19 protein-coding genes and 1 pseudogene are annotated in these 22,719 nt (G+C 74.1%); 9 read left to right on the top strand and 11 right to left on the bottom strand.

Annotated features, from left to right (window positions below; all coding sequences use genetic code 11):
* Positions 1–516, bottom strand: a pseudogene (locus HS99_RS44750) (hypothetical protein); the annotation flags it as partial.
* Between the two features lie 348 nt (positions 517–864).
* On the opposite strand from HS99_RS44750, the gene HS99_RS10615 reads away from it, so the two are divergent.
* From HS99_RS10615 to HS99_RS10600, 4 genes are all read left to right on the top strand, one after another.
* Positions 865–2,283, top strand: a complete 1,419-nt coding sequence (locus tag HS99_RS10615) for a purine-cytosine permease family protein (protein ID WP_078656202.1) — start codon at positions 865–867, stop codon at positions 2,281–2,283.
* 130 nt (positions 2,284–2,413) lie between these two features.
* Complete coding sequence (locus tag HS99_RS10610) at positions 2,414–3,238, top strand: glycerophosphodiester phosphodiesterase (RefSeq protein WP_078866965.1); 825 nt, start codon at positions 2,414–2,416, stop codon at positions 3,236–3,238.
* A 432-nt stretch (positions 3,239–3,670) separates the two neighbouring features.
* Positions 3,671–4,090: an ATP-binding protein gene (locus HS99_RS10605; RefSeq protein WP_336470372.1), complete on the top strand. Its 420-nt coding sequence runs from the start codon at positions 3,671–3,673 to the stop codon at positions 4,088–4,090.
* Positions 4,091–4,225: 135 nt separating this feature from the next.
* The gene (locus tag HS99_RS10600; RefSeq protein WP_030278440.1) at positions 4,226–5,209 is read left to right on the top strand and encodes a DUF5926 family protein; all 984 of its coding nucleotides are present in this window, start codon (positions 4,226–4,228) and stop codon (positions 5,207–5,209) included.
* 218 nt (positions 5,210–5,427) lie between these two features.
* Here the strand turns inward: HS99_RS10600 and HS99_RS10595 are convergent, their stop codons facing one another.
* Positions 5,428–6,099: a bifunctional DNA primase/polymerase gene (locus HS99_RS10595; RefSeq protein ID WP_043388083.1), complete on the bottom strand. Its 672-nt coding sequence runs from the start codon at positions 6,097–6,099 to the stop codon at positions 5,428–5,430.
* A 619-nt stretch (positions 6,100–6,718) separates the two neighbouring features.
* On the opposite strand from HS99_RS10595, the gene HS99_RS10590 reads away from it, so the two are divergent.
* Positions 6,719–8,167 (top strand): PP2C family protein-serine/threonine phosphatase, encoded by a 1,449-nt coding sequence (locus tag HS99_RS10590; RefSeq protein ID WP_030552022.1) that lies wholly within the window; start codon positions 6,719–6,721, stop codon positions 8,165–8,167.
* 124 nt (positions 8,168–8,291) lie between these two features.
* On the top strand, positions 8,292–9,791 hold the full coding sequence (locus tag HS99_RS10585) for an aminopeptidase P family protein (RefSeq protein ID WP_030278434.1): 1,500 nt from the start codon (positions 8,292–8,294) through the stop codon (positions 9,789–9,791).
* Between the two features lie 53 nt (positions 9,792–9,844).
* Here HS99_RS10585 and HS99_RS10580 read toward each other — a convergent pair whose 3' ends face one another.
* Both HS99_RS10580 and HS99_RS10575 read right to left on the bottom strand, forming a co-directional pair.
* Positions 9,845–11,260 (bottom strand): hypothetical protein, encoded by a 1,416-nt coding sequence (locus tag HS99_RS10580; protein ID WP_050366689.1) that lies wholly within the window; start codon positions 11,258–11,260, stop codon positions 9,845–9,847.
* A complete protein-coding gene (locus tag HS99_RS10575) occupies positions 11,257–11,961 on the bottom strand; it encodes an RNA polymerase sigma factor (RefSeq protein ID WP_305953106.1) in 705 nt (234 codons plus the stop codon). Before HS99_RS10575 ends, HS99_RS10580 begins: the two co-directional genes overlap by 4 nt.
* A 235-nt stretch (positions 11,962–12,196) precedes the next feature.
* Here HS99_RS10575 and HS99_RS10570 point away from each other — a divergent pair, with 235 nt between their 5' ends.
* On the top strand, positions 12,197–13,312 hold the full coding sequence (locus tag HS99_RS10570) for a helix-turn-helix domain-containing protein (protein ID WP_078866963.1): 1,116 nt from the start codon (positions 12,197–12,199) through the stop codon (positions 13,310–13,312).
* 25 nt (positions 13,313–13,337) lie between these two features.
* Here HS99_RS10570 and HS99_RS10565 read toward each other — a convergent pair whose 3' ends face one another.
* The 7 genes from HS99_RS10565 to HS99_RS10535 all read right to left on the bottom strand — a co-directional run bounded on the left by HS99_RS10565 (position 13,338) and on the right by HS99_RS10535 (position 20,110).
* Entirely contained in the window at positions 13,338–14,114 is a 777-nt protein-coding gene (locus tag HS99_RS10565) for a MerR family transcriptional regulator (RefSeq protein ID WP_030278425.1), read from the bottom strand.
* 94 nt (positions 14,115–14,208) lie between these two features.
* Positions 14,209–15,435 carry a hypothetical protein gene (locus tag HS99_RS10560; protein WP_370863238.1) on the bottom strand — a complete coding sequence of 409 codons (1,227 nt, stop codon included), beginning with the start codon at positions 15,433–15,435 and terminating at the stop codon, positions 14,209–14,211.
* A gap of 182 nt (positions 15,436–15,617) precedes the next feature.
* The gene (locus HS99_RS10555; protein WP_157846549.1) at positions 15,618–16,784 is read right to left on the bottom strand and encodes an LPXTG cell wall anchor domain-containing protein; all 1,167 of its coding nucleotides are present in this window, start codon (positions 16,782–16,784) and stop codon (positions 15,618–15,620) included.
* A gap of 349 nt (positions 16,785–17,133) precedes the next feature.
* The gene (locus tag HS99_RS10550; protein ID WP_030278419.1) at positions 17,134–17,712 is read right to left on the bottom strand and encodes a flavodoxin family protein; all 579 of its coding nucleotides are present in this window, start codon (positions 17,710–17,712) and stop codon (positions 17,134–17,136) included.
* A 128-nt stretch (positions 17,713–17,840) separates the two neighbouring features.
* On the bottom strand, positions 17,841–18,725 hold the full coding sequence (locus HS99_RS10545; protein WP_030552030.1) for an NAD(P)-dependent oxidoreductase: 885 nt from the start codon (positions 18,723–18,725) through the stop codon (positions 17,841–17,843).
* A gap of 121 nt (positions 18,726–18,846) precedes the next feature.
* Positions 18,847–19,269, bottom strand: coding sequence for a YunG family protein (locus HS99_RS10540; protein WP_050366688.1), 423 nt, complete (start codon positions 19,267–19,269; stop codon positions 18,847–18,849).
* 280 nt (positions 19,270–19,549) lie between these two features.
* Positions 19,550–20,110, bottom strand: a complete 561-nt coding sequence (locus HS99_RS10535) for a GlcG/HbpS family heme-binding protein (RefSeq protein ID WP_030278413.1) — start codon at positions 20,108–20,110, stop codon at positions 19,550–19,552.
* A 389-nt stretch (positions 20,111–20,499) separates the two neighbouring features.
* Between HS99_RS10535 and HS99_RS10530 the strand changes: the two genes are divergently transcribed.
* Positions 20,500–21,732, top strand: a complete 1,233-nt coding sequence (locus HS99_RS10530) for a sensor histidine kinase (protein WP_030552033.1) — start codon at positions 20,500–20,502, stop codon at positions 21,730–21,732.
* On the top strand, positions 21,729–22,430 hold the full coding sequence (locus tag HS99_RS10525) for a response regulator (protein ID WP_078938770.1): 702 nt from the start codon (positions 21,729–21,731) through the stop codon (positions 22,428–22,430). The genes HS99_RS10530 and HS99_RS10525 overlap by 4 nt, the downstream gene beginning before the upstream one ends.
* Positions 22,431–22,719: the final 289 nt, after the last annotated feature.

The raw sequence follows: 22,719 nt of genomic DNA, 5'->3' as shown, positions 1-22,719 counted from the left end.
CGGTGCGGGCGCGACGGGCGGTGCGGGCGCGACGGGCGGTGCGGGCGCGACGGGCGGTGCGGGCGGCAGGACCGGCGGCGGGGCATCGATGTAGCCGGTGACCGGGTCGACGGCCGGCTCCTCGACGGCCGGCGCGGCCGGGGCCTCCGACGCGGGGACCTTGGTGAAGGCGACGGTGGGCTTGTGCCCTCCCTCGGCCGGAGCGGCCTCCGGCGCGCCCGGTTCGGCGACCGGCTCGGCCGCCGGCTGCGGAACCCGGCTGAAGGCCATGGTCGGCTTGTGCCCGCCCTCGGCCGCAGGCGCACCGTCGACCGGAGCACCGTCGGCCGGAGCCTCGTCCGCCGCGGACGCTCCGGCCGCCGGCTCGGCCGCCGGCTGCGGAACCCGGCTGAAGGCCATGGTCGGCTTGTGACCGCCCTGAGCGGTGCTGTCGGAGGCGGCGCCTGCCGCCTCCTGGGCCCCGGCGGGCTGCTCCCCCTGCGGCCCGGTGGGCCCAACCTCGCGCTCGGTGCTCACGGACGACCTCCATAGCTGACAGAACCAAGGACCATAGTTTTTCGCACCGTCGATTCGATTGCCGTAAGGACCCCTCTGAAGAACTCATAAGAATCCTTAGCCGCCACCGACGGCCGGGGTTCCCCACCCCCCGCCGGCATCCCGCGATGCGGACCGCGCACCCGCGGCCTTTGGCGTTCGCACCCGTGCCGGTTAGCCTGTCGCTCCAAACTGACACGCGGGAGCTTGGACCCACCAGGCTGAGAGTGCGCATGTCGACGGTACGCCAGGCGAGCGACAGGCTGACCGTCGAGGGGGCGCTGACCGCCGGAACCTGTCCGGGTAATGCCGGCGTAGGGAGTATCGGCCATGCCGCCTGCTTCGTCATCCTCTTCTCCGGGCGCGCCCGGGTCCAAGGATTTCTCCGGCCTTCCGACCGTCTCGGCAGCGGCCACCGCGCTGCTCGACCACCGGGTCGAGGCGCCGCTGGTGCTGGACACCGAGCCGCCGCGCACGCTGCGTTTCCGGGACCACTTCGCACTCTGGATGAACCTCGGCGTCAGCCTGATCGGCTTCTCGACCGCGGCGACCGTGCTCGGCGAGAAGGGCAGCGAGCTGTCGCTGGCCGCCGCGGTGACCGCGATCGTGGCCGGTACGGCCGTCGGCACCGCGATGCTCGGCGTGGCCGCGCTGATCGGCGCCCGGACCGGCGCCCCGGCGATGGCCAACCTGCGCGGACTGTTCGGCACCCGGCTGTCCTACCTGCCGACCGTGCTGAACATCGTCCAGTGCATCGGCTGGGGCGTCTTCGAGCTGCTGACCATCGCGGCCGGAGCGCAGACCGTCGCCCACACCACCGGCTACCGCTGGCTGTTCGTGCTGCTCGCGGGCGTGCTGACCACCGCGCTGACGATCTGGCCGCTGGGCTCGATCGCGGTGCTGCGCCGCTTCGTGGCCGGGGCGGTGGCCGTCGCGATGGTGTACTTCACCGTCCAGCTGGGCCGGCAGGGCGTGCCGGACCCGGGCGCGGGCAACTGGCACGGCTTCCTGGGCGCCACCGACGCGATGATCGCGGTCTCGATCTCCTTCGTCCCGATGGCCGCCGACTACACCCGGCACTCGCGCACCCCGCGCTCCTCCTTCTGGGGCAGCTTCTCCGGCTACACCGTCGCCCAGGTCTGGTGCTACGTGCTCGGCCTGATGGCGCTGCTGCAGTCCGACGGCGACCCGAGCCGGATCTTCGACTCCTTCCTCGGCGTCTGGGCCGGCTGGCTGTTCCTGCTGGTGCTGGTGCTGCGCGAGACCGACCAGTCGTTCGCCAACGTGTACTCGACCGCGATGTCGCTGCAGAACCTGCTGCCGCGGGTCGACCGCCGGGTGCTGAGCGGCGGGATCGGCGTGCTGACCACCGTGCTGGCGCTGCGGATCGACCGGTTCACCGACACCTACAGCAACTTCCTCGGCCTGATCGGTTCGGTGTTCGTGCCGCTGCTGGCGGTGCTGGCGGTGGACTACTTCTTCGGCGCCGGCCGGCACGGCTGGGACCTCTCGGAGCGGGCGCCGTCCCGCTGGCTGATGCTGCTGCCGTGGGTGCTGGGCTTCGCCGTCTACCAGTTCATCGCGCCGACCGCGGTGGCCGGCTGGTGGGTGGACTTCTGGACCTCCGCCCAGGAGGCGCTGCACTTCACGCCGCAGGAGTGGACCTCCGCCTCGCTGTTCGCCTTCCTGGTCCCGGCGCTGGCCACCTGGGCGCTCACCCCGCTGACCCGCCGCACCGCGCAGGTCTGAGGCGGCGGCGCAGGCCCGGGGCGGCCGCGCCCTCCGGCGCCGACCCCGGCGGTCCGCGGAGGCGGAGCCGGCCCCACAGGTTGGGACCGTCTTCGCCTCCGCGACACCTGCGCCGCCTATCGTTGGGCCCGTGACCAGCCCAGACCTGCCCCTGGCGGCGGCGCGCACCGCGCCCTCCGTCCAGGTGATCGCCCACCGCGGTTCCTCCCACGCGCTGCCCGAGCACACCCTCGCGGCCTACCGGCGCGCGCTCGACGAGGGCGCGGACGCCGTCGAGTGCGACGTCCGGGTGACGGCCGACGGTCACCTGGTCTGCGTCCACGACCGCCGGATCGGCCGGGTCTCCAACGGCCGGGGCACCGTCTCGGCGATGACCCTCGCCGAGCTGGAGGCGTACGACTTCGGCGCCTGGAAGACCGGAAGGCCCAGCACCGACCCCGAGCTGCGCGGCGTGCTGCGGCTGGAGCGGCTGCTGGAGCTGGTGGCGGACTGCGGCCGCCCGGTGGACCTGGCGATCGAGACCAAGCACCCGGTGCGGTTCCGCGGCCGGGTCGAGGCCGAGCTGCTGCGGATGCTGGAGCGGTTCAAGATCGGCGCGACCCGGGAGGGCGACCGTCCGTCCGCCCGGATCATGAGCTTCTCCTCGATCGCGCTGGACCGGGTGGCCGCCGCCGCGCCCGAGTACGGGCGGGTGTTCCTGATCGAACGGATGCTGCCGCTGCTCGGTCAGCTGCGGCCGGGCCGTCCGCTGCCGGGCGGGGCGGGGATCGCCGGTCCGGGCATCGAGCTGATCAAGGCCAGGCCGCAGTTGGTGCCCCGGCTGCGCGAGCTGGGCCACGAGGTGCACGTGTGGACGGTGGACGAGCCGGCCGACGTCGAGCTCTGCCTGGAGCTCGGTGTCTCCGCGATCATCACCAACCGGCCCGCCGAGGTGCTGGCGCAGCTCGGGCGGTGATCCGGGCGCAGCTCGGGCGGTGATCCGGGGGCGGGAACCGCCGCCGTACCGGTGGGACCCGATCACTCTGGTCGGCAGTCAAACCTTCCGCGTACGGTATTGCCGGAAATTCCTGCGCGCGGGCGACGGAGGGTGAGCACGGAATGACCTCTCGTCGACCCTGGGTCGCGCTGCTCGAAATGGGACTCGCGGGATCCCCCGCCGGTCGTTTCCGACGCATTACCAAGGGGCATCCATCCCTCGGCATACGCTGAAGGAGGTCCGGGGGTGGCGTTGATGGTGGCGCGTGAAGTGCCTACTTCATCGACCATGGCAGTGCCGCACGGCCCATCGAGTGTCGGGGTCGCACGGCGCCGACTGCGTCGAGATCTGGGTGACCGGCAAATACCGGAACCGGTCATCGAGGATGCTGTACTGATCCTTTCCGAACTGTTGAGCAACGCCTGTCGCTACGCCCGTCCGCTCGGCCCGCTGCGGGCCCTGGGCCGCGGGGCCCGGGCCGAGGTGGTGGACCAGGTGCTGGTCGGCGTCCCCTCCGGGACGCACCCGGCGCCCGGCGGCCCGGAGCGCGAGGACGGGCCGGCCGAGCCGGACGGCGGAGTGCTGGTCCGCTGGCAGATGCACGCCGACGGCGTGCTGACCCTGGAGGTCACCGACGGCGGCGCGGCCACCCGGCCGGCGCCCGCCAGTCCCTCGCTGACCTCGCGCGGCGGCCGGGGCCTGGGCATCGTCGACCAGCTGGCCAGCGACTGGGGCGTGCGCGACGCGCCCGGCGAGGTGACGGTCTGGGCGGCGCTGCCCGCCCGCGCCCGGCACGCCCGACGCACCGGGGGCGACGCGCGCAGCGCGTAGCCACGGGCCGCGCGACGCCCGCCCGGCGCATGGCCACGGACGGCGCGACGCCCGCCCCGGCGCGTTCCCGCGCGCCGGGGGAACCTCAGTAGGCTTCCCGGTGAACAGGACCACCGTCCCCGGGAGAGCCGCAGCATGGGCAAGAAGGCCGCCAAGAAGGCGCCGCAGCGCCAGTCCACCACCGCCGTCACGGGCGAGATCCCCGTGGTCGGGGCCCGCGAGGACTGCCCCTGCGGCTCGGGCCGCCGCTACAAGGCCTGCCACGGCCGGGAGGCCTCGCACGCGGTGCAGGAGCTGGTGCACCGCCCGTTCGAGGGCCTGCCGGGCGAGGCCGACTGGGTGGCGCTGCGCGAGCTGGTGCCCGCCGCCACGGCGCCGCTGACGCTGGCCGCCGGGGTGGCCGCGAGCGCCGGGGGTGACGTCCCGTCGGTCACCCTGGCGACCGTGCTGCCGCTGGCCTGGCCGGCCCTGCGCCGCCCTGACGGCTCGATCCTGCTGGGCCTGCAGACCCAGTCCTCCTCCGGTGACCTCAGCCGCGACCTCGCGGACGCCCTGGAGCTGGCCCTGGCCACCGAGCCGGGCAGCCCCGTACCGGCCCGCCGGACCGTCCCCGGCGGCCGCCGCCTGCAGGACCTGCTGGACACCACCGCCGCCTTCACGCCCACCGTGCACTCCGGCTTCGAGTTCTGGCTGGAGGACGCCGAGGCCGCCACCGGCGAGGTCGCCGCCTCGCTGGAGCGCGCCAACGCCTCGGCCATCCCGACCGAGAAGCTCGACAGCGTCGACGCCGCCTACTGGTGCGGCACCCCGGACAAGAACCACCTGCGCTGGGTGATGACCGTGCCCGAGGAGCAGCTGCTGGACGCGCTGGCCCGGCTGAACGCGGCCGGCGAGGCCTCGCTCGGCCCGGACACCCGCCTGGTCGGCTCCTTCCGCGCGCACGGCCTGACCGTGCCGGTCTGGGACCTCCCGCTCGCCATGACCGCCGCCGACTGCGAGAAGCCGGCCGCCGAGTTCGGCGAGCGGCTCGCCGCCGTCCTCGCCGACGCCACCCCGCTGACCGCCGAGGAGCGGCGCGCCCGCGCGAACCTGGTGAACCGTCAGGTCACCCTGAACTAAAGCGCGCAGGATTCGGGTGATACGCGTCACATTGTCGCCCCGAAGCCGCAATTTCCGGGCCTGGAGGGCGTCTTGGAAATTGGCGCGGGCGCGGATCCTTGTTACTGTCTAAAGAGTCCGGCCGCTGGTGCATCCCCCGTCGCCAGCGGCCGGATCTTTTGTTTTTCCGGAACGCCCCGCACCACCGGGCCCGGAGTCCGGCACCACCCGGCGGTCCGTCAGTACGCCGAGCGGCCACTGTCCAGCCGGACCGTCGCATCCACCAACTCGCCGAGCAGCGGCCCGACCTGCGGCAACCGGACCCCGCCGCCCCCGGCCGGCCGCGGCGCCAGCACCCAGCGCACCCTCCCCCAGCCTCCGGCCGGGGGGAGCCCCATGGCCCCGCCGCCGGGCGGCAGCGGGAGGAAGCCGCCCGGCCCGTGGTAGCGCAACGTTCCCGGTACCCAAGGGAGTTGGGCGAGCATCTCGCCCAGCGCGTCGAGCGAGTACGGGGCCACCAGCAGCGCGTAGCGGCCCGGCATCGCGAGCACCGGCCCGAGCGGCAGCCGCAGCGCCCCCAGGTGGACCAGCGCCCGGGCCCCGGCCGCCGCGGGCAGGCTGACCGCCGACACCGCGGAGCCGGTCGCGGCCAGCACCGGCGCGTCCGGGCTCTGCCGCTCCCACCACCAGCGCACCATCCGGGCGTCCGTGGTGGCGGCCAGCAGCGAGGGGTCGTGCGGGTGGGCGCCGGGCGCCGGACAGTCCGGGTCACCACAGGAGCAGCGGCCTCCGCACAGCACGGTGCCCGGCACCACGGGCCAGCGGTGTTCGACGGCGGCCGTCAGGGCCGCGGCCAGCCGGGCGGACGACTCCTGCGACCGGCTCTTCGGGCTCTTCGGGTTCTCACGCATGGCGCTCGTTCCTTTCCCTGACCGCTCGGTTCGCTCCGCCCCGCCGACGTCCGTCGGAACTCGCCGCGCGGACCTGCGGCGGCACGGTCCCGGGAAGGCGCGAAGCGGGGCGGGCGGCACGGCGGACGGCGCGGCTACGACGTGGAGCACGGTGTGGAGCACGACATGAGAAGGGCCGCGCACTGGAACAGCCCTTGGAACGAGAATCCCGTACGCGACCGGATGGACGCCGCCCGGGCGCGCTTGGTTCCACCGTACGAGTGAGAGACTTCCGGCCAGCCGAGAACGCGGGCGGCGCGGACATACGATCCGGACGGCCGCCCGGTCCGTCCCCTCCGTTCTGCCCGCTCGCGGCTCGCTCCATGCCTGCGGGCACGACCGGCGCGCGCACCAGCCGTGCACGCCCTCCGACCGGGTCGAGCAGCCGTGGAACAGGCCACCGCGTCGCCCCGGATCTGGACATGCCCCGAATGGCCTGTGTAGAAGTGGTGGCATTGCTGTCGATCAATGACGAGTAGTAGCGAATCGAGGCGAAACACGCCCTTTGGCCGTGCTCGCTCCACATCGGCCGTATCTGGGGGTTCCGCATGGCACGTAGCACCGCGTCAGGAGTGGCGGCATGACCAACTCCCACCCGTCGACGTCCCACCCGGCGCCGACGACCGCCGAACCCGGTGAGCCCGGCTGCGCAGGCGGGCTCACCGTCCTCGACCCGCCCGGCCTGCTCGGCCCCGCCGACGCCCCGGAGGACGGCACCGACGGCACCGCGGCACCGTCCGCCACCGTGCAGGACCGTTTGGCCGGACGCCTGTCCGATATCACCAGCCTGCACGAGCACACCGAGCGCCTCGCCCACGCCCGCGGCCTCGCCGCCACCCTGGACGCCGTCCTCGCCTCCGGCGCCGCCCTGCTCGGCGCCGACCGCGGCGTCCTCGTCACCCTGATGCCGGGCGGCGGTCCCGGCCAGCCCGTCGGCCTCGGCCTCGACCGGGCCAGCCTCGGCGCCCTGGAGACCGTCCCGACCGAGCAGAGCCTGCTGGCCCGGCTGCTGGGCGAAGACGACCGGCCCGAGCAGCTGCACTCCCCGGACCTCGCCGAGGACCCCGCCGTCGGCGGCCGGCTGCGTGAACTCGCCGTCCAGCTCGGCCTCGGCGGCGCTGTCGGCCTGCCGCTCGCCACCGTCGAGGACGGCCCGCTCGCCGCCGTCGTCTGGTTCTACGACCGGCCCGCCGAACCCACCGGATGCCAGCGCGAACTGGCCCGCCGCTACTGTGAGTTCGCCGCGCCGCTACTCGCCAAGCAGCTGGAGGTCGAGCGCATCCGGCGCACCACCGAGGCGCTGCGCCGCGGCCTGCTGCCGGACCACCTCCCCCGCGCCGCCGGGCTGCGACTGGCCGCCCGGGTCGTCCCGGCCGGCCTGGACCACTCCAGCGGCAGCGACTGGTACGACGCCATCCCGCTGCCGGACGGCACCGTCGGCCTCACCGTCGGCTCGGTCTTCGGCGACGGCCCCGGCGCGGGACCCGGCTCCGCCCCCGGCGCGGCCGCCGCGATGGGCCGGATCCGGGCCGCCCTGCGGGCGTACGCGGTGCTGGAGGGCGAGGACCCGGTCTCCGTCCTCGGCGACCTGGAGCTGCTGCTCAAGACGACCGAGCCGACCCGCACCGCCACCGCCGTCTACGCCTGGGTGGAACCCGGGGAGCGCCGGGTCACCCTGGCCGGGGCCGGGCACTGCCCGCCGGTCCTGGTCGGCCGGCACGGCGCCGAGTTCGTGGAGACCTCGCTCTCCGCGCCGCTCGGCATGCTGGCCTGCTGGGAAGCCCCCGGGATCGAGTTCACCGCCGATCGCGGCGACACCCTGCTCCTCTACACCGAGGGACTGGCCCGCCGCTGCGGCCCGACCCTGCACGCCGGGCAGGCCAACCTGCGCCGGGCCGCCGCCGACGCCCCGCGCGACGTGCGGATCGACCCGGACCGGCTCTGCGCCCACCTGCTGGCCGTCTGCCCGGTTCCGGACGCCGCCCCGGCCACCGACGACCTGATGCTGCTGGCCGCGCGCTTCGAGTAGGCGCACGAACCCCGGAAATGCGGTCGGCCGGGCGTCCGTACCATGGACGCACGGCCGTCCGCGCGTGTCGCGACCCGACACCTCCCCCGAGGGCGGCGGTACCACCCCCAAGGAGGCGTTGCACGTGAGCGAGGACCGGACCCCCGCGGTGGCCGAGAACCCCGAGGCCGAGGGCGGCGAGGAGCCGCCGCAGTTCAAGGGCCGCAAGAACGGCCTCTACGGCGAGATCTCGGACGAGCTGTCCGCCTCGATGAAGTCCGGCTGGGCCGACACCGAGCTGCACGGCCTCGCCCCGATCGCCCAGGCCGGGTACGCGGCCGAGCGCCGCGCCGCGCTGTCCGCCGCCCACCCCGGCGTGCGCCTGGTCGTCCCCGCGGGCAACCTGCGGGTGCGCGCCAACGACACCGACTACAACTTCCGCGCCGCCAGCGAGTACGTGCACCTCACCGGTGACCAGACCGAGGACGCGGTGCTGGTCGGCGAGCCGACCGGCGACGCCGGCCACGAGTTCACGCTCTACCTGCTGCCCCGCTCCGACCGCGAGAACGGCGAGTTCTGGCTCGACGGCTACGGCGAGCTGTGGGTCGGCCGCCGGTACAGCCTGAGCGAGCAGGAGCAGCGGCTCGGCCTGCCGGCCCGCGACGTCCGCAAGGCCGCCGAGGAGCTGGCCGAGCGCGCCAAGGGTTCCGCCGTGCCGACCCGGATCGTCCGCGGCTACGACGCCGGCCTGGAGGCCGCGCTCGCCGAGGTGCTGGACGCCGACAAGGACGCCGAGCTCAAGGAGTTCCTGAGCGGCCTGCGGCTGGTCAAGGACGAGTGGGAGATCGGCGAGCTGCGCGCCGCCTGCGACGCCACCGTCAAGGGCTTCACCGACGTGGTCCGCGAGCTCGGCCAGGCCGTCGCCACCTCCGAGCGCTGGATCGAGGGCACCTTCTGGCGCCGCGCCCGGGTGGAGGGCAACGACGTCGGATACGGCACCATCGCCGCCGCCGGCCCGCACGCCACCACCCTGCACTGGGTCCGCAACGACGGCGACGTGCGCCCCGGCGAGCTGCTGCTGCTGGACGCGGGCGTGGAGACCCACACCCTCTACACCGCCGACGTCACCCGCACCCTGCCGATCAACGGCACCTTCACCGAGCTGCAGCGGAAGATCTACGACGCGGTGTACGACGCCCAGGAGGCCGGCATCGCCGCGGTCAGGCCGGGTGCCCGCTTCCGCGACTTCCACGAGGCCTCGCAGCGCGTCCTCGCCGAGCGGCTGCTCGCCTGGGGCCTGCTGGACGCCTCCGTCCACGACGTCGAGAAGGTCCTGGAGCTCGGCCTCCAGCGCCGCTGGACCCTCCACGGCACCGGCCACATGCTCGGCCTGGACGTCCACGACTGCGCCCACTCCCGCCGCGAGGAGCACGTCGACGCCCTGCTGGTGCCCGGCATGGTGCTCACCGTCGAGCCCGGCCTGTACTTCCAGCAGGACGACCTGACCGTGCCGGAGGAGTACCGCGGCATCGGCGTCCGGATCGAGGACGACATCCTGGTCACCGCGGACGGCAACGAGAACCTCTCGGCGGGGCTGCCGCGCCGCTCCGAGGACGTCGAGGCGTGGATGGCCTCGCTCGCCTGAACCGAGCGCCGAAGGGCCCGGCTCCCCGGTGACGGGGGCCGGGCCCTTGCGCACTACCAGACGAGCTTGACCGTGAGGTCCTGGCGGGCGATCACGGTCAGGTCACCACCGTGGTACGGGAGCACGGCCTGCGCCCGCAACGGCATGTCGCCTGGCCCGCTCCGAGGCCCCATGGTCAGCCGGTAGATCAGCGTCCTGCTCTGCCCCGGGGCCAGCGAGAACAGCTCCTCGTCCCGCGCCGTGGCGTAGGACGTGTCGCCGGCCGGGGACATCGGCTTGGTGATCCAGCCGCTGTCGGTCTGCAGCTCCAGCTTGCCGTCGTTGGGCAGCTGCTGGCCGGGCACGACCGGCGTGCCTGCGTAGCGGTCCGTGAAGACCAGCGGCTCCAGCTGGCCGGAGGCGCTCCGGCCGTCGTTCCGGAAGGTCACCGAGAAGGTGACGACCGCGCTTCCGACCCGCAGCTGCTGGCCGGTGGGGAGGCCGTCGATGCTGACCGCGACCTCGCTCGGGCCGGGCGGCGCCGTCGTCTGCGGAGCCTGGCTGTGGCCGCTCACGTCGAGGCTGTTGACGATCGACTGCAGCCCGGCCTGGTACTCGTCCCTGAGGCCGACCGCCGAGACGAACACCTGGTCCTTGGGCAGCGCCCAGACCTGCGCGGTGAAGGGCGACTGGCCGCAGGTCACCTGCCACTGCGACTTGAGCGCGGGACGGCCGGAGACGGTGGGCGCGCTCTTCGTCGGGCCCGTACTGCTGACGGACTCCCCCGCGGCGGGCGGATGCGGATCGCCCCAGACCGGACAGTTGGGCTGGTGGCTCCAACCGCTCTGCGCGTCGAGGTCGGCGGTCGACGGCCAGCCCGGCGACCCGGTGTCGAACACCGCCAGGTCCACCCCGTACGGCTGGCAGTTCTGCGCGGAGGCGCCCTGCGGGGCTCCCGGGCTCAGCACGCACAGGTGGAGGTCCGCCGGGTCGGCGGGCGCGACCCGCCAGCCGGCCGGCACCTTCAGCTTGACGCCCCGGAAGGTGTACGGCGTGGCCGGACCGGTCGGGGCACCGGTGGCCGAGCGGCTCGACGTCGGGGTGACGTCGGCCAGCGGGTCCGCGGTCTGCGCGTCACCGGTCGGGGCGGCACTCGCGCTGGTGCTCGGGGTCGGGGTGGGGGTCGGACCGGGCGAGGCCGTGAGGCTGGCGGCCGGGGGCGGGGGGACGTCCTGCTTGGCGACCGGACTGCCGTGCAGGGTGACCACGCCGATCGCCGCGGCGGCGGCGAGGCCGAGCAGCGGCACGGTGACCGCGTACACCGGGCGCAGCCGGCGCACCCGGGTCCTCGGGGGCGCGGCCGGACGCAGGTCGTGGGCGGTGATCAGGGACGTCCGGGCGTTCATCGCCTCGCGGAGCAGCCGTTCCGTCGGGGTCCCGGCCAGCCCGTCGTCGTCACCGCCGCCCGGGCGGGGGAGCTTGTCGGTCATCGAACCTTCTCCAGGTGCTTTTCCAACGCGTCCAGAGCGCGACTGGCGGTGGACTTCACGGCGCCCCGGGACAGGCCCAGGGTCTCGGATATCTGCGCCTCCGACATGTCGGACCAGTAGCGCAGCACCAGCACCTCGCGCTGGCGGGGGGTCAACTCCTGCAGGGCGACGAGCACCCGGCGGTGCTCGTCGTTGAGCACCGCGTGGTCCTCGGCGGAGGGGGCGTCGGCCTCGTGCGGGGGCACGTACTCCCGGGCGGTCCTGCGGCGGCGCAGCATCGAGCGGGCGCCGTTGACCACCGAGGTGCGCAGGTACCCGAGTGCGTTGTCGAGGTCGTCCAGGTGTTCGCCGTGGCGCTGGTAGAGCTGGGTGAAGGCCTCCTGCACGACGTCCTCGGCCAGGTCCTGGTGGTCGACCAGCAGGACGGCCATCCGGACCAGTCCCAGCCGGTGGGCGTGGTACAGGTCGGTCAGGGTGGGCCGGTCCTCCGCGGGCTTGCGGCCGCCGCGCAGCAGCCGGAAGCCGGAGCGGCGCTGGGCCGCCTGCTGGTCGGTGGAGAGCGCGTAGTCCGGCTCGCCGGCCTCCTGCGCGCCGAACAGCGCGACGACCACTCCGCGCAGTCCGCGAACTCCGCGAACTCCGCCGACGGAGATGCCGCGCCCCCGCCGTGACGCGGCGAACGGCCCGATGGCCATGGACATGTACGGTTCCGCTTTCCCCCGGGACGGTGACGGCGTGCACGCCGGACCGTCAGGCACTGATCAAGGTCCTGATCGCGGAGATCCTCGCAGCCGCCTGCGGCCCGGTTCCCTCCGCCCCCGTACTGATGGACGTGTGGGACGGGGGGAGGTTGCAGGGGAGTTCGCAGAAACCTCCGGGGTGGCCGCAACGGCTACACTCACCGGGATTCCGCCACCCGTGAGCAGGGGGTTCCGCATGGCCGAGCCGACCGCCGAGCAGATCGCAGGGCAGATCGCAGGACAGAGCGCCGAGCCGCCCGCCGGGCCGAGCGCCGAGGGCCGGGCCGCCCGGTCGCGCCCGGTGGCCGTCACCATCGGCCGGCGCCCGGAGCCCGTGCACGACGTCGCGGTGTACGCCTTCGAGGGCATGGCACCGTTCGAACTCGGCGTGGTGGTCGAGGTGTTCGGACTGGCGCGGCCCGAGCTGGGCGGGCTGCTGGCGGCGCCCTGGTACGGCCTGAAGGTGTGCGCCGACCGCCCCGGGGCGGCCCTGGACGCGGTCGGCGGCTTCGCGCTGACGGCCCGGCACGGCCTGGACGACCTCGCGGCGGCCGACACCGTCGTCATCCCCGGGGTGCGCAACGCCTTCAGCGGCGAGGTCTCCCCCGGTCTGGTCGAGGCGCTGCGGACGGCGCACGAGCGCGGCGCCCGGATCGTCTCGATCTGCTCCGGCGCCTTCGCGCTGGCCGCCGCCGGGCTGCTGGACGACAAGGAGGCGACCACCCACTGGCGGTACGCCGAACTGCTCCAGCAGCGCCACCCGCGGGTCCGCGTCAACCCGGACGTGCTGTACGTGGACAACGGCGACGTGCTGACCAGCGCGGGCAGCGCGGCCGGCATCGACCTGTGCCTGCACCTGGTCCGCCGGGACCACGGCGCGAAGGTGGCCAACAGCGTGGCCCGCCGTTTCGTGGTGGCGCCGCACCGGGACGGCGGGCAGGCCCAGTTCATCGAGGCGGCGGTCCGCCCGGTCGAGGAGGACGAGGACGGGATCGCCCGCAGCATGCAGTGGGCCCTGGACCACCTGTCCGACCCGCTGACCGTCTCGGTGCTGGCCCGGGCCGCCCGGATGTCGGACCGCTCGTACCTGCGGCACTTCACCGCCCGCAACGGCACCAGCCCGATGCGCTGGGTGGTCACCCAGCGCATCGCGGCCAGTCTGGCGCTGCTGGAGGCGCCGGAGGGGTCGGTGGAGGAGATCGCCGCGGCGGTCGGCTTCGAGAGCGCCGCGACCTTCCGCCACCACTTCGGCCGGGTGATGCGCACCTCGCCGACCGCCTACCGGCGCTCCTTCGGGCGCGGGGTGGCATGAGCCGCAACGCGACTCGTCCGAGCGGCTACGCCTGCTCGCGCCGGTCGGCGTTGGCCACGATGGCGTCGTGCAGCCACTGCGCCAGGCCGGGTGCGAGGTCCTCGTAGGTGGTGGTCCAGCGCGGGTCCGAGACGTACAGGCAGGCCAGGCCGCGGTGGATGGCGAAGGTGCAGTCGTAGAAGTTCCGGCAGATGTGCTGCCGGTGCGCCTCGGCGAGGTCCATGGCCACGGTGCCGTCGGCGGGCTCGCCGGCCGTGACCGCCTCGGCCAGGCGGGTGTTGAGCTCGGTCATCTCGGTCTGGATGCGCTGCCAGTCGGCCTTGGTGTAGCCGCCGGTGCGGCGCTGGGACTCGGCCCAGGCCGCGGTGTCGCCCCAGCGCTGTTCGGCCTCCTGCTCCCACTCCTCCTGGTAGCCCTCGCCGAAGATCTCGAACTTCTCCTCCGGGGTCAGCTGAATGCCCATCCTGCGTGCCTCCATGGCGTGTTCGACGGCGGCGGCGAGGTCCTGGAGGTGCCGGATCCGGTCGGTCAGCAGCCGGTGCTGCCGCCGGAGGTGCTCGCTCGGGCTGACCGAGTCGTCGTCCAGGATCGCCGCGATCTCCTCCAGGGGGAATCCGAGCTCGCGGTAGAACAGGATCTGCTGCAGCCGGTCGAGGTCGGCGTCCACGTAGCGGCGGTAGCCGGCCCGGGTGCGGCCCGCAGGGGACAGCAGGCCGATCTCGTCGTAGTGGTGCAGGGTGCGGACGGTCACCTTGGCGATCTTCGCCACGGCGCCGACCGAGTGGCCCTGGTCCTCGCTCATCCGGAAACTCCTCCCTGGTGCTGACCACCACCCTGCGCTCTCACGTCGCGTGAGGGTCAAGCCGTGGGGCCTGCGGGCGGGCCGGAGACACGCCCTACGCGCCGACCAGCTCCCGCTCGCGCCGCCGGGACGTCCGGCGGCGCCCGTCCCCGCCACCCCGGACCGGTGGCCGCGGTCGGCGGGTCTGCTGGGTGGGCCAGAGCAGCACGTACGCGGCGGAGACCACCACGAAGGCGAGCCGGACGAAGCCGCGGGCCGGGTCGGACGGCAGGAACAGCGTGCCGCCGTACAGCGCGACCAGCGCGATCCAGCTCCACCAGGGGACCAGCCGCTTCTGCCCGACCGCGTCCCAGAGCAGGGTGCCGAGCAGGATCGAGGCCGTGTAGTACGTGTAGACGCTCGGGTCGAGCAGGATCCGGGCGTCCGCGCCGAGCAGCACCACGGCCGGCCAGCGGCCGCGCCAAACCGCGACGCAGCCGAGGCCGATGCCGAGCGCGAACTGGGTCGGGCGGTCCCACCAGGGCGTGGACGGGTCGGTGACCCCGAACCAGCGCAGCGCGGAGGCGGGCTGGTTGGGGATGGTGAACTTGGCGGCCGCCAGGGTGTCCAGGTTGCCCAGGTAGAACGGCAGCCAGGCGATCGCGACCAGGAGCCAGAACCAGAGTGCGGTGCGCAGCCAGGCGGGCCGGGGCAGGGCCAGGATCAGCGGGGCGAAGGCGATCGCCCAGGGCTTGGAGTCGACCGCCAGGGCCAGGAAGACGGCGACCTGGACGGGCTTGCCGCGGGCCAGGGCGTGCGCGGCGAGGGCGGTGAAGAACAGCGCGAGGACGTCGTCCAGGTGCGCGAAGCGGACCGAGACCTCGACCCACATCGGGATGAACGCCAGCCCGGCGATCAGCAGGCGCTGCTGGAGCCGGCGGTGGTTGGTGCCGGTGCCGAGGTAGTACAGGGCGGCGGTGCGGCCGACCAGGACCAGCATCACCAGGCCGAGCCCGGCACTCACCGCCTCGGCGACCAGCTGGCCGACGTGCGGGGAGAACGGGGCGGTGAGCCGGGCGGCGGCCAGGCTGACCGGGCCGATCTGCAGCTCGGGGTGGTGGGCGTAGAGCGCGAGGCCGCCGTCGGGCTGCCCGCTGAAGAGCAGCTGCTCGCCCTGGCGCAGGTAGTGCCAGGAGAAGCCGCCGCTGGGCTCGACCAGGAAGAACCAGAGCACCGTCCACGCCGTCAGCAGCACGTGGTGTCTGCGGAGCGGCAGGCCCGCGATCCGGCCGGCCGCGGATTCGTAGTCGGTGGTGGCCCGTGTCGTGCGTTCTCCCCGCACCTGTCCCTCTCCCCGCCGTTCCGCCCCCCTCCGGCCGGACATCCTATGTGACGGAGGAGTACCGCCGGTGCCGCCCGGTGGTCGTCCGCGTGGACGGTCGGGCGGCACGGGGGTACTCGGGAAAGCCCCCGCTTCGACGGCCCCGGGCCGGCCCTGCCGGGCCCGGGACCGTCGGTCGGGGCTCAGCCCTGCTGGCCCGCCTTGCGGCGACGCAGCACCACGAGGGTGCCGACACCGGCGACCAGGACGGCGCCGCCGGCGGCCGCGATCGCGGTGGTGTCATCGCCGCCACCGGTGGTGGCCAGGCTCTTGTCCGCGTCGGAGGCGGCCGTCTTGGCCTTGGTCACGACGGCCGGGGTGATCTTCGGCGGGGCGACCTTCGGGACGTCCACCGGGAAGTCGATCGGCTGCTGGGCGTCGGTGCTGCCGCCGGACGGGGCCGGGGTGGTGGTCTCGCCGGAGCCGGAACCCGAGCCGGTCGGGGAGGCGGACGGCGAGGCGGTGCCGGTGGCCGGGGTGGTCGGCGCGGGGGTGGTCGGGGCCGGCGTGGTCGGGGCCGGCGTGGTCGGCGTGCTGGTGGCGGTCGCCGTCGCGGTGGTCGTGGGCGACGCGGTGGCGGTCGGGCTCGGCTTGCCGGTCTTGGTCGGGGTGGGGCTCGGGGTGGGCTTGCCACTGCCGCCACCGGCCTTGATGGTGAAGCCGGCGCCCTTGATCCCGTCGCAGCTGAAGTGGCCGTTGTCGGACTCGTCGTCGGCGTTGGCCTCGAAGGCCACCGGTACGACGCCGGCCTTGCCCAGCGGGGTGTCCTTGGTGAAGGAGACCCGGACGTCGATGTCGATCCGCTTGCCGGGGGCGACGAAGAGCAACGCGTCGTCGGCGGGGCCGCCGTCGGACACGCCACCGAGGAGGATCAGCACCGCGCTGTCGTCGCCGTCACCGCCACCGGGCGCGATCGAGCCGGCCTTCCAGGTGCCGCCGCCGGGCAGACCGGCCGGCAGCTGGTACTCGACCTTGAGGTCCTTGGCCTTGAGCGTGCCGGCCTTGTTCTTGAACTTCAGCAGCGGGAAGGCCACGAAGTCGTTCTTGGCCGAATTCTGGATCCGGTAGGAGAAGACCCGGGCGGGGCCGCCGGCGACGAAGGTGTCCGGGACACCGCGCACCGAGAGGTCGAGGCCCTGGTGCTTCGCCTGCTCGGCCTGAGCGGCGGCGGACGGGGCGGCGGCGGACGGGGCGGCGGCGGACGGGGTGCCGGGGGAACCGACGGCCATGGCGCCCTGGGCGCCGGTGAGCACCAGCGAGGACGTGAGCGCGGCGACGCCGGCCAGGGCAAGACTGCGACGTATGGACAAAGAGACCTCACGGAAGTGTCCGGGCGAGGCCCGGGCGCGAGGGGGCGGCCGCAGACGCCGCGAACCCCCCGCGAAGCTGAAAGTCCGACGGAGAGTACCGAACGATCCAGCCACTCCGGAAGGCAGGTGCCCCGCTGTGACGCACTATCGGGGCCAGGGCGCCCGAATCGTCCAACTCCGTCCTTCGACAGGGCTTTTGCTCTTCGCCGAAAGATGACCACAGAGTGACGGGTACACGCCCAGGGGGACGGTACCGCACGGCCCCCGATGGCCTGAATACGTCAGTCGGCCCCGGATCGGCGAAATGCCACCCGGGGCCGTGGCGTCGGTTCGGGGCCGTGGCGCCGGCTCAACCGGAGAAGAAGGACTTGGCCGCGATCAGCGCCCGCTCGTCGCGCAGGACGTCCCCTGGACGAGTGCCGTTGCCGATCAGCGCGCCACCCCAACGCATCCCCATGTACTCGGCGGTCAGCTTGAGCGTGCCGATCATGGGCTCGGCCTTGTCCTCGGTTCCGGCCAGGACGGTGACGTCCCACAGCGTGCCGCCGTTCATCCCGGCGCGGAAGTTCACCCCGGGCACCCGGAACCAGGCCGACCAGTAGTCGAGGTAGAGCTTGGCGGTGGTCGGCAGCGTGTACCAGTACACCGGCGCGACGAAGACCAGGTCGGTGGCCTCCAGGGTGGCCTCCAGCAGGGTCCGCTCGTGGCCGACCGGCTCCGGGTAGTTGCCGTCACCGGTGTGCCGCAGATCCTGGAAGGGCGGCAGCGGGTGGTCGGCGAGCCGCAGCCAGCGCTGCTCAGCACCCTCGGGCAGGCTCGACTCGGCGGCCAGTCGGGCGAGTTGTTCGGAGTTGCCGCCTGCGCGCGAGCTGGCGTCGAGGAACAGGAAACGACGTGGCGCCTCGGCGCCGGACGGCTGGACGGTCATCGGTACTCCCCCCGGTCGGGTGCTGCGGACAGAGGTGCGAGCACCCGCCGCGCGCCGGGTATTCCGCGCCCGCGCCCCGAACCGGGTCGGTTCGGGGCGCGGGCGGGGTGGGGATCGCGGGGCGGCGCTCAGTCCGGCAGTCCGGCCCGGCGGCGGGCGACCTCGGCGACGGCGGCCCAGTCCTTCTCCCCGTCGCCGTGCGCCAGCGCGTCCAGGAAGGCGTCCCGCAGGATCCCGCCGAACGGCAGCGGGACGTGGCGCGCGGCCCCCGCCTCCAGCGCCAGGCCGACGTCCTTGAGCCCCAGCGGCAGCCGGAACCCGGCGGGCTCGTAACGGCGTTCGGCCACCATCGAGCCGTAGCCGGAGTAGATCGGCCCCGGGAAGAGCGTGCCGGTGAGCATCTCCACCAGGTCGGTGGGCCGCACGCCGTGGGCCTCGGCCAGGCTGCACGCCTCGGCCATCGACTCGATCGCGCAGGCCAGCAGGAAGTTGGTGCTGATCTTGGCGGTGTTGGCCTGCCGGGGCGCGTCACCGAACCGCCAGGTACGGTCGCCCATCGCGGCGAACAGCGGCTCGGCCCGGTCCAGCAGTTCGGGCGCGCCCGCGGCCAGGATGTTGAGCTTCCCCGCCTCCGCGACCGGGGGCCGGCCGAGGACGGGCGCGGCGACGTAGCCGATGCCGTGCTCAGCGTGCAGTGCCTCGGCGCGCTCGGCCAGCGCCAGCGAGACCGTGGCCATGTTGACGTGCAGGGTCGCCTTCGCGCCCGCCAGCAGCTCCGGGTCCAGCAACAACCCTTCGACCGCCTGGTCGTTGGCCAGCATGGAGACCACCGTGTCGGCGGCGAACACCTCGGCGAGCGAACCGGCCGCCTCCGCCCCCTGGGACACCAGGGCGGCCACCGGCTCGGGCGAACGGTTCCAGACCCGTACGGCGTGGCCGGCCCGCAGCAGGCTGCCTGCCATACCCCGCCCCATCGCGCCCAGCCCCACGAAACCGACCGTCGCCCCGCTCATCCGCGCACTCCCGTCGTCGCCGCCACCCGTACGGTGGTCCGTCCGAGGCCGACTGTACGTCAGGGCAGCCCCCGGGGCCGGGTGGCTGGTGCCCGGCCTGCGCCAGGCGCCAGGACAGGCCCTAGGCGACCCGGGCCGGGCGGCGGATCCGGTTCGCGGCGGCCCCGCGCTCCAGCTCGGTGACCACGCGGTGGCGCAGCAGTTCGTACTGGGCCTGGAGCCGGCCGGGGCGGGCCGGGCGGGCGACCGGGCGACCGGGGCCGACCAGCTCGTCCGGGCCGAACTGCTCGCGGGTGAGGTCGATCTCGACACCGGTGGCGAAACGGTTCCACCAGTGGAGGTCCGTCCGGACCCCGTCGACGTGCACCTCGCCCATCATCAGCTCGCCGCCGAGCAGGTCGTGCACCACCATGGCCGTCACCCCGCACTGGCCGCGGGCGGGATTGTCGGGACGCCAGTGGGCCAGGTCCTCGGGCGCACAGGTGTCGACACCCCAGGAGGAGCGGATCGCACGTTCGATGTCGTTGAGGGTCCACGCCGTCATACCGGGAAGCCTGCCACGCGGCACTGACAACGACACCGGCTTTTCAAAGGGTCATCGCCTGTTCTGCGACGACCCCTCCCGCGTTCACCCGAACGAGGACACGGTGGGGTTGCGGGCGGGAGCACGGCGGCGGTTCGGGGAGTCACGCGCCCGGCCGGTCGGCCCCGGGGAGGCGGCCGACCGGCCGAATGGGTCACCGCGCCACGGTCACGCGGTCCGTGGTCAGTCCGTCGGGATCACTCGGTCGCGGTCACTCGGTCCGCGGTCACGCGGTCCGCGGTCACTTCGCCAGCGCGGCGACGCCCGCCTGCGCGAACTGCTCGTCCAGGTCGCCGCTGGGCGCGCCCGCGACGCCGATGCCCGCCACCGGGGCACCCTTGGACTGCGCCGGTGCACCGCCGGCCAGGAACAGCGTGCCCGGGATGTCCTTCAGGTTCGGGGCCTGGGCCAGTCGCTTGGCCAGCTCCGAGGTCGGGGCGTTCCAGGAGACCGCGGTGAAGGCCTTGCGCTCGGCCGACTCGGTCGCCTGCGGGCCGGCGCCGTCTCCCTTGAGCAGCACCCGGGTGACGCCGTCCCGGTCGACCACGGCGACCGAGACGTGCTGACCGGCCTTGTTCGCCGCGTCCAGGGCGGCCTGGGCGGCGCGAGTGGCGGCGTCGATGTTCAGACCGGTGCTCTGGGCGAGGTTCTTGTTCTGGGTGTCGACCTTGACGGCGGCCGGCGCGGCCGGGGTGTCGGTGGTCTCGGCGCTGGCCGAGACGGCGCCCACGCCGGCGGCGGCGAGCGCGGCGACGGCGGCGGTGCCGGTCAGCACCCGGGCGCGCACGGAGGTCTTCTTCATGGTCCAGCTCCTCAACGGGATCACGGTTACGGGCCTGCGGAGGTCCACCGGGATTCGTGGGGGTCCGTGGGAATCCGTGGCGGCCGCAGGGGTTCGGGGCCGGGCGGCGGGGGACCGCCCGGCTCTGCCTCGATCCTCCGGCCGGATCCGGGCGCGCGGCATCGACGGTCCGGCTCGACCGTCCGGGCACGTTGGGGGACGGCTCCGTCAACCGATCGGCTGATGCGGGACCGGGCCGGACGGGTCACCATCGAGGGATCGGCGCAGGTCCGTACCGGCGAGCACAGGCCGGTGCCGGCAAGCGCAGGCCGCGCGGTGCGCGCCGATCCGCCACCACAGTCGACGGTCGACCGAGCGCCGTCCGGAGCCCGTAGCGCCAGGAGCCAGCCGTGCAGCACACCCGCCCGTCCGGCGGCCCGCCCCTCGGCGGTCGCGATGCCGGGAACCCGGACGCCGGCCGGCTGGCGCTGCTGCTGGACTTCGCCTTCCTGCTGCTGCTCGCCGCCGCCCTCAGCCGCTACCTCACCCACCACGCCGACAGCCCCTGGATCCCGTGGGTGATCGGGCTGAGCACCGCCCTGGCCGTCGCCCAGCCGACCGCCTCCTGGCTGGAACACCGCCGTCCGGCCGCGCCGGACCGACCGCGCCGGTGGCCGGTCGCGCTGGTGGTCGCGCTCTGGGTGGTGCTGGTGCTGCTCGCGCCGAGCTTCGCCTGGTGCGCCGTCCCGCTGATCTACACCGGGCTGCGGGCGCTGCCCGCGAAGGCGGCGATCCCGCTGGTGGCGGCCCTGACGCTGCTGGTGGTGATCGCCGAGATCCGGCTGCCCGGCACGGCGGACGCCACACTCGTCCTGCTGCCGCCCGCGGTGGCCGCGCTGGCCACCGGGGTGTTCCTGTTCATGGCCCGGCAGGCCGCCCGGCAGCGCGCGCTGATCGCCGACCTGGTCCGCACCCGGCGCAAACTCGCCGCCACCGAACGGCGGGAGGGCACGCTCGCCGAGCGCGAGCGGCTGGCGATGGAGATCCACGACACCCTGGCGCAGGGCCTGTCCAGCCAGCAGATGCTGCTGCAGGCCGCCGACCGCACCTGGGACACCGACCCGGCGACCGCCCGTACCCACGTCCGCACCGCCGCCGAGGTGGCCGCCCGCAACCTGGCCGAGGCCCGCCGCTTCGTCCGCGACCTCGCCCCGGCCGAACTCGCCGACGGCGGCACCCTCGACGGGGCGCTGCGGGCGCTGGCCGGGCGGGAGTCCGCCGAGAGCGGGCTGCCGGTCCGGTTCCACCTGGACGGCACGCCCGTCCCGCTGCCGACGGCGGTCCAGTCCGCGCTGCTGCGGATCGCCCAGGGGGCGCTGGCCAACGTCCGCGAGCACGCCGGGGCTTCGGCGGCCGCGATCACGCTCTCCTTCCTCGGCGACCAGGCCGTGCTGGACATCGCCGACGACGGACAGGGCTTCGACCCCTCGGCCGGGGACCGGCGCGCCTCCGGCGGCGCCCGCGGGTACGGGCTGCCGGCCATGCGCGCCCGGCTGCGGCAGCTGGGTGGCACGCTGACGGTGGAGAGCACCCCCGGCGAGGGCACCGTGGTGTCCGCCGCGATCCCCCTGGAGCAGCGATGAACGCAGCGCGCAACACTCCGAACGACGCACCGGGCGGTGCGCCGAGCGGTGCCTCCGGTACGGCGCCGGGCCCGTCGGCCGTCCGGCTGCTGGTCTGCGACGACCACGCGGTGGTGCGGGCGGGCCTGCTGGCGCTGCTCGCCAGCGCGGGCGACATCGAGGTGGTCGGCGAGGCGAGCACCGGCGAGGAGGCCGTCGCGCTGGCCGCCGAACTGGCGCCGCAGGTCGTGCTGATGGACCTCCAACTCGGCGACGGCATCGACGGCGTGGAGGCCACCCGTCGGATCACCGCCGCCCCCGGCGGACCGCACGTCCTGGTGCTCACCACCTACGACACCGACGCCGACATCACCCGGGCCATCGCCGCGGGCGCCACCGGCTACCTGCTGAAGGCCGAACGGCCGGAGGAACTGTTCGCCGCCGTCCACGCGGCCGCGCAGGGCCGGACGGTGCTCTCGCCGCCGGTCGCCTCCCGGGTGATGGCGCAGATGCGGGCGCCCTCGCCGCAGCTCACCGAGCGCGAGCAGGACATCCTCGAACAGCTGGCACAGGGGCTGGGCAACCGGGAGATCGCCCGGACGCTGTTCATCAGCGAGGCGACGGTGAAGACCCATCTGGGGCGGATCTACGACAAGTTGGGCGTGGACACCCGGGCGGGAGCGGTGGCGGTGGCCAAGGAGCGCCGACTGCTGCGCTGAGCGCGCGGGCCGCCGGCGGGGCCCGTCCGACCTGTCGTCCACCCCGCCACTCACTGCGCTGGGCACTCGCGCGGTGTCACTCCGTGGTGACATGATGCATGGAATGTCGGATTCCAGGCCGCACGATCTTCCGTGCCCCAGGCGTGCGGCACTACCGCGAACGGCCTGACGAACCCCCAAATGCGTGGTGGGACGCCCATCACCCCGGCCCGACCGGACCGCCACGATTGTGGATTTTTCGTGGATCTCACTATTGACAAACCAACCACGCGGTTTGTTAGCGTGAGAT

The sequence above is a fragment of the Kitasatospora aureofaciens genome (genome assembly GCF_001188955.3).
Classification (GTDB): Bacteria; Actinomycetota; Actinomycetes; order Streptomycetales; family Streptomycetaceae; genus Kitasatospora; species Kitasatospora aureofaciens.
Note: the sequence above shows the minus strand (reverse complement) of the source record. Positions and strands in the feature narration are given on the sequence as shown.